We start from the raw sequence: 9,441 nt of genomic DNA, 5'->3' as shown, positions 1-9,441 counted from the left end.
TTGGGTTACCTGATCCTGAGAGTTAACGGTAGAAACGGTCAGTACGTCAGAATTTACGCGTTGTTCGAACATAGTTCTGTCAGCTCTTTATTTCTGTTTACGCAAAATTTTCGAAGTATGCCTCCAACGCCTCCAGCTGTACGCTGGCATCCTCAATGGCGTTGAATGTGCGCCGAAACTGGTCATTTGGAGCGTGCTCCTGGAGATACCAGGAGACGTGTTTACGTGCAATTCGGTAACCTTTTACATCGCCATAAAAGCTATGCAGTTCCCGAATGTGCGAGCAAAGTAAGCGCTTCACCTCTGCCAGAGGCAAGGGCGGCAGCAGCTCTCCAGTGTCCAGATAATGCTGGATTTCCCGAAAGATCCAGGGTCTTCCCTGAGCCGCACGGCCTATCATCAGGGCATCAGCCCCCGTATAGTCAAGTACAGCTCTGGCTTTAAGCGGGTCAGTAATGTCACCATTCGCGATAATCGGAATGGAAACTTTCTGCTTAACTGCCCGAATGCTGTCGTATTCAGCATCGCCCTGGAATAAACAGGCGCGTGTGCGTCCATGAATTGTCAGAGCCTGAATCCCACAGTCTTCAGCCAGTTGGGCAATCTCTACACAGTTACGGTGCGCGGGCTCCCAGCCGGTACGAATTTTCAACGTCACAGGAACATCCACTGCCTTCACTACCGTCGTCACGATGTCCTTTACCAGACTCGGGTACTGCAGAAGGGCTGAACCTGCCAGCTTACGATTCACCTTTTTTGCCGGACAACCCATATTGATATCAATAATCTGGGCGCCATTAGCCACGTTTATACGCGCGGCTTCTGCCATCTCTTCAGGTACGCTGCCGGCAATTTGCACGGTGCGAATACCCGGTTCATCCACATGTACCATCCGTAAACGGGACTTATCACTCGCCCAAACTTCTGGGTTAGAGGACATCATCTCGGAAACGGTTAACCCTGCTCCCATCTCGTAGCACAGCGTCCTGAATGGTCTGTCAGTAATGCCAGCCATAGGTGCTGCGATCAGGCGATTTCTGAGCTGGTGGTGTCCGATGCGCATGAGTTAAGAAATGACCATACTGTGCCTGCAAGGCGGCGTATATTACGCATTTTTTGCACGAGATGAAAGGCCAAACTTTGAACAATCCTCTGTCACAGATCAATGAAGCGGCAACAAGTGTAGCCAGATTACACAATTAATCCAATTAATCAGATAGTTAGAGTTTTTCGTTTATTTCATGCTGTTTTAAATTTTCCTGAAAGTTAGCAGAAATATGCTGTCGAACAGGGGGTTTTAACCAGATAAATCGCTGTTTTTGTGGCCAGTTTTGGATTTTTTATGCGAACAAGCTCTCATTTTTGGGTGCGGTTTACTCACTAAAACTGGCTAAAAACGACACACGGCAGCAGCGCCGTATGCCGTTATTTTCATCAGCTGTGCTTACGACCGGTGATGCGGCACCACTCTTCTTTTTCCGCGACCGGATCAAGCGTGAACTTATCAGCATAAGCTTCACAAACCCCTTCGGCCTGGCTTGCCAGAACGCCAGAGAGGCCAAGGAAACCGCCTTCAACCGGCAGCACGCTGATTAACGGCGCTAACTCACGTAAAGGGCCTGCGAGGATGTTGGCGACCACCACGTCGGCGCTCATGGCTTCTGGCTGGTCTTTTGGCAGGTAAAGCTCAAGACGCTCTGAAACGCCGTTGCGTTCGGCGTTGTCACGGCTGGCCTGAATCGCCTGTGGGTCGATATCAATGCCGATGGCTTTTGCGGCACCCAATTTCAGGGCGGCAATGGCCAGGATCCCGGAGCCGCAGCCGAAGTCGATAATGGTTTTGCCGGCCAGGTCCAGGCCGTCGAGCCACTCGAGGCACAGCGAGGTGGTTGGGTGGGTGCCGGTACCAAACGCCAGGCCCGGGTCGAGCATCACGTTGACGGCGTTTTCGTCCGGCACATCACGCCAGCTTGGGCAAATCCACAGACGGTCGCCAAAGCGCATCGGGTGGAAGTTGTCCATCCATTCGCGCTCCCAGTCTTTGTCTTCCAGCTGCTCCACTTTGTTGTGGAAGCCCTGGCCCAGCAAAGGACAGTTCTCCAGGATAGCCACGACTTCTTCCATGTCGGTTTCTGCGTCATACAGGCCGATAACGTCGGTGTCGCCCCAAAGGCGGGTTTCGCCAGGCAGCGGCTCAAAGACCGGCGTGTCGTGGGTGTCCTGGAAGGTGACGGAAACCGCTCCGCTTTCAATCAGCGCATCGCCCAGGCTTTCAGCGTTGCCGCCGGTGGTGTTAATTTTCAGTTGGATCCATGGCATGGCGAAACTCTTTATTTATCAGTAGTGGAAACAAGAAGGGGTTCCGGAACGGTATGACCAAATCGGTTACCTATCAGGAACGCCAGCAAGCTTAATAGCAGCGACGGCACAATCGGGTGGAAGCCGAAGAGCTGGAGGCTGAAGCTGGCGAGCACCGCGTACAGCACGCCGCCGACAATCATGCCGCTTAGCGCGCCTGCGGCGTTGGCTTTCTCCCAGTAGAGGCCCAGCACCAGCGGCCACAGGAAAACGGCCTCAAGGCCGCCGAAGGCCAGCAGGTTGAGCCAGATAATCATCTCCGGCGGGCGCCAGGCTGCCAGCATCATCAGCAGGCCCAGCACCAGCGTCGTGGTAGTGGAGATGCGCTTCAGGCGGCTTTCATGACGAATTTTAGCCGGACTTGCACTGAGCCACAGATCTTTCACGATTGTCGCCGATGCCTGCAGCAGGTGCGCGTTAACGTTGGACATAATGGCGGCCATTGGGGCGGCCAGGAATAACCCTGCAGCCCACGGCGGAAGAACCTGCATCATCAGGGTTGGGATCACCAGGTCTGGCACCGTCAGCCCCGGAATAACCGCTCTGCCCAGCGCGCCGGCAAGGTGCATGCCCAGCATTAGAATGGCGACCACAATGGTGCCGATAATAATCCCGCGGTGTACGGCCTTACTGTCCTTATAGGAGATACAGCGCACCGCCGTGTGCGGCAGGCCAATAACGCCGAAACAGACCAGCACCCAGAAGGACGTCATAAAGGTTGGCGTCAGAATATCGCCCGCGCCCTGCGGGCTCACCAGTTTCGGATCGATATGCTCTAACGTCTGTACCGCGTTCCCTAATCCGCCCGCGGCGTGAACAACGCCAACCAGCAGAACGATGGTGCCTATCAGCATCACCATGCCCTGCATGGTGTCGTTGAGTACGCTGGCGCGGAAGCCGCCAAAGGCGGTGTACAGGGCGATGGTGATCCCGAAGATCAGCAGGCCGGTTTCGTATTTTATGCCCGCCGCCGTTTCCAGCAGCCTTGCGCCACCGATGAACTGCACGGCGATAGCGCCGACGAACGCGACCAGTAGGCTGATACTGGCAATCCACACCACCGCGCGGTTTTGATAGCGGGCCTGAAGCATGTCGTTAAGCGTAATCGCGTTGTAGCGGCGTGCCAGGATGGCGAATTTTTTCCCCAGGATCCCCAGAGACAGCCAGATCGTTGGGATCTGAATCATCGCCAGCAGTACCCAGCCGAGTCCGTACTTATAGGCGGCGCCCGGCCCTCCGATAAATGAGCTGGCGCTGATATAGGTGGCGGTGAGCGTCATTGCCAGTACAAAGCCGCCCATCGAACGGCTACCGAGGAAATACTCGCTCAGGAAAGTACCGGAGCTGCGCTGGCGCATGGCGTAAACAGAGAGGCCAAATACCGCTATCAGGTAGATAACCAGTACGGCAATGACTTCATTTTGCATGGTCATCTCCCAGAGGAATGTCGCGGAAGATTGTTTTAACCATTAGCCAGCAAAGCAGGATAAACAGCAGCGGCACCAGGAGACAGGCCATCTCAAACCAGTGAGGTAAGCCAGTGATACCCTTTACATTATCAGGTAAGTAAGCAGCCACTAACCATGCGGCAAGATAGAGCAGGGTCAGCCAGAGCGCCCAGCGCGCTTCTTTGTGGGCCTGAACAAAACGCTTGTCCATTTTTGTCCCTTGAGTTCGCGGAAAGCGAGAATTGTAACGCATCCATCCGGCAGGAGGATCAAAAAAGAAAAAGGCCGGAAATCCGGCCTTTTATCGACATGTTTGACGGAAACTTAGTGCTGAAGACCGAGTTTCTTCTCCAGATAGTGGATGTTAGTTCCACCGTGCTGGAAGTGTTCGTCATTCATGATCTTGGTTTGCAGCTCGATGTTGGTTTTGATGCCGTCGATGATCAGCTCTGCGAGCGCGTTTTTCATGCGGGAAATCGCCACTTCACGCGTTTCGCCGTAGCAAATCAGCTTACCAATCATTGAATCGTAATACGGCGGTACGGTGTAGCCGGCGTAAATATGCGATTCCCAACGCACGCCAAAACCACCAGGCGCGTGGAAGCGCGTGATTTTGCCCGGGCTTGGCAGGAAGGTATTCGGGTCTTCGGCGTTGATACGGCATTCCACCGCATGGCCGGTAACGTGAACGTCTTCCTGTTTGATGGACAGCGGTTGGCCGGCCGCAATGCGCAGCTGCTCTTTGATCAGGTCAACACCGGTGATCATTTCGGTCACCGGGTGTTCTACCTGAATACGGGTGTTCATTTCGATGAAATAGAACTCGCCGTTTTCGAACAGGAACTCGAAGGTCCCTGCGCCGCGGTAGTTAATGTCGATACAGGCTTTGGCGCAGCGGTCGCCGATGAATTTACGCAGCTCAGGCGTGATGCCAGGCGCTGGCGCTTCTTCAACAACTTTCTGGTGGCGGCGCTGCATGGAGCAGTCACGCTCGGCCAGATAGATAGCATGACCCTGGCCGTCGGCCAGCACCTGAATCTCGATATGGCGTGGGTTCTCGAGGTATTTCTCCATGTAAACCATGTCGTTGTTGAAAGCCGCTTTGGCTTCCGCACGGGTCATGTTGATGGATTGCTCGAGTTCCGCGTCGCCGCGCACTACGCGCATGCCACGACCGCCGCCGCCGCCGGACGCTTTGATAATAACCGGGTAGCCGATGCGTTTCGCATGGGCACGGTTTTTATCCATGTCGCCGTCCAGTGGGCCGTCAGAGCCTGGTACCGTCGGTACGCCAGCCTGCTTCATCGCGGTGATCGCGGAAACTTTGTCGCCCATCAGGCGGATAGTTTCAGCTTTCGGACCGATGAAGATAAAGCCGGAGCGCTCAACCTGCTCGGCAAAGTTGGCGTTTTCAGACAGGAAGCCATAGCCCGGGTGAATCGCTACCGCGCCGGTGATTTCCGCCGCGGAGATGATTGCCGGGATGTTCAGATAGCTTTTTACGGACGGAGCCGGGCCGATACAGACCGTCTCATCCGCCAGTAATACGTGTTTCAGATCGCGATCCGCGCTTGAGTGCACGGCGACGGTCTTGATGCCCAGCTCTTTACAGGCACGAAGAATACGCAGGGCAATCTCGCCGCGGTTGGCGATGACAATTTTATCCAGCATGTTCGCCTCGTTACTCGATGACGACCAGCGGCTCGTCAAATTCTACCGGCTGACCATTTTCAATCAGAATTGCTTTCACCACACCGGCTTTATCTGATTCGATCTGGTTCATCATTTTCATTGCTTCAACGATGCACAGGGTATCGCCAACGTTAACTTTCTGGCCCACTTCCACGAACGCTTTTGCATCAGGGCTTGGGGTACGGTAGAAGGTACCGACCATTGGGGAACGTACGATGTGACCACTGACTTCAGCAGCTGCAGGGGCTTCCATTGCTGGGGTTGCGGCTGGCGCAACGGCCTGAGCCAGACCCGGTTGTGGCTGAGGCTGGTACATTGGCGCAGCGTAAGCCTGTTGCATCATTGGGAAACCAGCGTTTGCCGGTGAGCGGCTGATACGTACAGACTCTTCGCCTTCAGAAATTTCCAGTTCAGCGATGCCTGATTCTTCAACCAGCTCGATCAGTTTTTTAATCTTACGAATATCCATGAGTGGGTTCCGTACTCTTTGTTTAGATGGATTTTGACAGGCGTTTTACCGCCGTCTGTAGTGCATATGAATAGCCATCAGCGCCTAATCCGCAGATCACGCCGACGGCCTTATCTGAAAGATATGAATGATGGCGAAACGGTTCACGTGCGTGCACATTGCTGAGGTGAATCTCGATAAACGGGATATCCACCGCCAGTAACGCATCGCGCAGCGCAACGCTGGTATGCGTGAACGCGGCCGGATTAATCAGGATAAAGTCGACAGTGTCTTTGGCCTGATGAATTCGGTCAATCAACGCATACTCCGCGTTAGATTGCAGGTGGCTGAGCGTTACGCCAAGGTTTGTTGCCTCTGCCTCAAGCGTGTTAACAATTTCTGCTAACGTTTGGTGGCCGTACTTGTCCGGCTCCCGCGTGCCCAGCATGTTCAGATTAGGGCCATTCAAAAGCAAAATGTGAAATTCACCCGACATCGTGCTGCCATCTCCCGCAATTAGTAGGCAATTTACAAAATATACCTAAGTTTTCCGGTTGTCACCTTTTCGAGCCGAAAATGGGCGTCAGAAAAAACCGAAGTCGCACATTATAACGATTTCGTAGCATTTGGCAGCTAAATACTGGTCTTATCAGGGAAGATGATCAACCGGTATCCGAAGAACGATACCGATTGATGTTTTTTCTGCGGAGAAGCACACGCTCTGTGGCTAGCGCCACCACTGGCGAAACTTCTTGTAGCGAAGTGCGAGAAGGATGATAGCCCCCAGCGCATAAAGCAAGGGCTGAGGGGACAAAATCTTAACCGACCAGAGGAAATGAATCGGCGCGAGGATCGCCACCAGATAGACGAAGTTATGCAGTTTCTGCCAACGGGCGCCTAAAAAACGCTGTGCCCGCTGGGTGGACGTGACGGCCAGTGCCAGCAGGATAATCCAGCAAATGATGCCCAGCGTCAGGTAAGGGCGGCTCACCAACTCCTGACCAAGCAGCCCAAGATTGCTGATCCCCAGCTCCAGCAGCGAATAGCTGGTGAGATGCAGCGTCGCCCAGACAAAGCACCAGACACCCAGCAGGCGGCGGGTACGAATCAACAGCGGCTGTTTGGCGTAGCGCGCCAGCGGCGTAATCAGCAGCGTTGCCAGCAGCAGTTTGAGCGCCATTCTGCCGGTAAAATGCTGGATATCTTTCGCCGGATCGGCGCTGAAAAGTCCCTGGCTTGCCGCGTAAAACAGCCAGACGAAGGGCAGAAATGCGGCCAGATGAAGCCCCACTTTTAGCCAGGTAATCTGTTTTACCGTCAGTCGCACTCAGAAGTTCTCCTTCAGATTCAGGCCGTGATAAAGCGAAGCTACCTGGTCAGCGTAGCCGTTAAACAGCAGCGTCGGCTGGCGCTTAACGTCCAGTACACCACCCGAACCGATGAAGCGCTCCGAGGCCTGAGACCAGCGGGGATGATCGACGTGAGGGTTCACGTTGGCGTAGAAACCATATTCATTCGGCGCGGCAAGGTTCCAGGTCGTTGGCGGTAGTTCGCTCACCAGCTTGATACTGACAATCGATTTGATGCCCTTAAAGCCATATTTCCACGGCACCGTAAGGCGTATCGGCGCGCCGTTTTGCGGTGGTAAGGCTTTACCGTACACGCCCACGGTCAGCAGCGTTAGAGGGTGCATCGCCTCATCGAGCCGTAACCCTTCTACATAAGGATATTGCAGACCGCCGCCGATGAACCGGTCTTTCTGGCCGGGCATTTGTTCCGGATCATTAAGCGTTTCAAAGGCCACGTACTTTGCGTTGCTGGTGGGCTCAACCATCGCTAGCAACTTATGGAGCGGGAAGCCAATCCACGGAACGACCATCGACCAGGCTTCAACGCAGCGCATGCGGTAAATGCGTTCTTCCAGCGGGAAGCGTTTATACAGATCGTCGTGATCGAGCGTCATGGGTTTAGCCACTTCGCCGCTGATTTTTATTTGCCAGGGATCGGTTTTCAGCCCGCCGGCGTTGGCGGCCGGATCGGCTTTATCCAGCCCAAATTCGTAGAAGTTGTTGTAGCCGGTGACTTTGTCTTCCGGCGTCAGCGCCAGTTTTGCCTGGTACTCTTCTGGTTTACTGAACGTCAGGGGTTTGCCGGCAGGCGCCGGTGGACGATCGTTCCCTTTGAACCAGGAAAGAATATCGGCGTTTGCGGTTTGGGGGAGCGACAGGGCGGCAGCGCTGATGCCCAAAGCCTTCAGCACCTGGCGGCGCTTCATCATAAATACGGATTCTGGCGTAACGTCGGCTTCGGTGAGCCGGGTGACCTTTTTCATGACGTTCTCCTCGTAGCGATAGCCTAAGCATGACCGAGAGAAAGCGTTCCGGCGAATATGTCACGAAAAATTGAAATTTATGGGGGCGCAGGTTGTGGCCCCCGGTGCGGATTAACGTATTTTCACCAGGGTTCTTCCCTGAATGGCGTTATTAATGATGTCACTGGCGTACTTTGGCGCTTCTGCGAGGCCGATTTCGGTGGTTGCCTGTTGGTAGAAGGCATCCGGCAAGTCTTTTACCAGACGTGCCCAGGCGGCGGTGCGACGATCCGGCGGTGTCATCACTGAATCAACACCCTGCAGGCGAACATTACGCAGGATAAACGGCATCACGGTTGTTGGCAGCGCGAAGCCGCCGGCTAAACCGCAGGCCGCTACGCAGCCGCCGTAGTTCATCTGCGCCAGCACTTTGGCCAGCACTTTATCGCCAACGGTATCAATGGCACCGGCCCAGAGCTGTTTTTCCAGCGGGCGCGTTTCGGCAAACTCATCGCGGCCAAGAATACGGTCAGCACCGAGGCTACGGAGGTAATGATGTGTACTTTCGCGTCCGGAAACGGCGGCAACCTTATATCCCAGCTTGTGCAGCAGGGCAACGGCGGTGCTGCCCACTCCGCCGCTTGCGCCGGTCACGACTATTTCCCCGTTTTCTGGCGTAACGCCCGCGTCTTCCAGCGCCATAACGCAAAGCATGGCGGTAAAACCGGCGGTGCCGATGATCATCGCTTTGCGTGCGTCCAGGCCTTCCGGCATGGCAACCAGCCAGTCACCGTTGACCCGGGCAGTCTCCGCCAGACCCCCCCAATGGTTTTCACCTACGCCCCAGCCGGTAAGCAAAACAGCCTGGCCTGGCTGGAAGCGAGCGTCTTCGCTGGCGTAGACTTTGCCTGCAAAGTCGATACCCGGCACCATTGGAAAGTTACGGATAATTTTGCCTTTGCCGGTAATGGCTAGCGCGTCTTTGTAATTCAGGCTGGAGTAATCAATTTCCACCGTAACGTTGCCCTCAGGCAGCGTGGCGTGCTCAATATCTTTTACCGCGGCCAGGGTCTGGCCTTCGGACTGTTCCAGGATTAAGGCCTGCATTGGCGCTCCTCGGTCGGTATCCATGGGAAAAAAATCTTAGCAGACTATACTCCGATACTGATGTTTAGAGCCGACTT

10 protein-coding genes and 1 pseudogene are annotated in these 9,441 nt (G+C 54.8%); all 11 read right to left on the bottom strand.

Annotated features, from left to right (window positions below):
* A pseudogene (locus tag VGM55_RS03565) lies at window positions 1-72 on the bottom strand (Fis family transcriptional regulator); the annotation flags it as partial.
* A gap of 25 nt (window positions 73-97) precedes the next feature.
* The gene (gene dusB, locus VGM55_RS03560; protein WP_038478305.1) at window positions 98-1,063 is read right to left on the bottom strand and encodes a tRNA dihydrouridine synthase DusB; all 966 of its coding nucleotides are present in this window, start codon (window positions 1,061-1,063) and stop codon (window positions 98-100) included.
* A 371-nt stretch (window positions 1,064-1,434) separates the two neighbouring features.
* A complete protein-coding gene (prmA, locus tag VGM55_RS03555) occupies window positions 1,435-2,319 on the bottom strand; it encodes a 50S ribosomal protein L11 methyltransferase (protein WP_331634594.1) in 885 nt (294 codons plus the stop codon).
* A gap of 11 nt (window positions 2,320-2,330) precedes the next feature.
* Entirely contained in the window at window positions 2,331-3,785 is a 1,455-nt protein-coding gene (gene panF / locus VGM55_RS03550; RefSeq protein WP_331634593.1) for a sodium/pantothenate symporter, read from the bottom strand.
* Window positions 3,775-4,017 carry a YhdT family protein gene (locus VGM55_RS03545; protein ID WP_154188344.1) on the bottom strand — a complete coding sequence of 81 codons (243 nt, stop codon included), beginning with the start codon at window positions 4,015-4,017 and terminating at the stop codon, window positions 3,775-3,777. Before VGM55_RS03545 ends, panF begins: the two co-directional genes overlap by 11 nt.
* Before the next feature lie 113 nt (window positions 4,018-4,130).
* Entirely contained in the window at window positions 4,131-5,477 is a 1,347-nt protein-coding gene (gene accC / locus VGM55_RS03540; RefSeq protein ID WP_331634592.1) for an acetyl-CoA carboxylase biotin carboxylase subunit, read from the bottom strand.
* A gap of 10 nt (window positions 5,478-5,487) precedes the next feature.
* Window positions 5,488-5,967, bottom strand: coding sequence for an acetyl-CoA carboxylase biotin carboxyl carrier protein (accB, locus tag VGM55_RS03535; RefSeq protein ID WP_008454913.1), 480 nt, complete (start codon window positions 5,965-5,967; stop codon window positions 5,488-5,490).
* 22 nt (window positions 5,968-5,989) lie between these two features.
* On the bottom strand, window positions 5,990-6,442 hold the full coding sequence (gene aroQ / locus VGM55_RS03530; RefSeq protein ID WP_038478320.1) for a type II 3-dehydroquinate dehydratase: 453 nt from the start codon (window positions 6,440-6,442) through the stop codon (window positions 5,990-5,992).
* Between the two features lie 231 nt (window positions 6,443-6,673).
* Entirely contained in the window at window positions 6,674-7,273 is a 600-nt protein-coding gene (msrQ, locus tag VGM55_RS03525) for a protein-methionine-sulfoxide reductase heme-binding subunit MsrQ (protein ID WP_045784150.1), read from the bottom strand.
* The gene (msrP, locus tag VGM55_RS03520) at window positions 7,274-8,278 is read right to left on the bottom strand and encodes a protein-methionine-sulfoxide reductase catalytic subunit MsrP (RefSeq protein ID WP_331634591.1); all 1,005 of its coding nucleotides are present in this window, start codon (window positions 8,276-8,278) and stop codon (window positions 7,274-7,276) included.
* Between the two features lie 111 nt (window positions 8,279-8,389).
* Window positions 8,390-9,364 (bottom strand): MDR family oxidoreductase, encoded by a 975-nt coding sequence (locus tag VGM55_RS03515; RefSeq protein ID WP_154188347.1) that lies wholly within the window; start codon window positions 9,362-9,364, stop codon window positions 8,390-8,392.
* Between the last annotated feature and the right edge of the window lie 77 nt (window positions 9,365-9,441).

The sequence above is a fragment of the Cedecea sp. genome, assembly GCF_036500665.1.
GTDB lineage: Bacteria > Pseudomonadota > Gammaproteobacteria > Enterobacterales > Enterobacteriaceae > Cedecea.
Note: the sequence above shows the minus strand (reverse complement) of the source record. Positions and strands in the feature narration are given on the sequence as shown.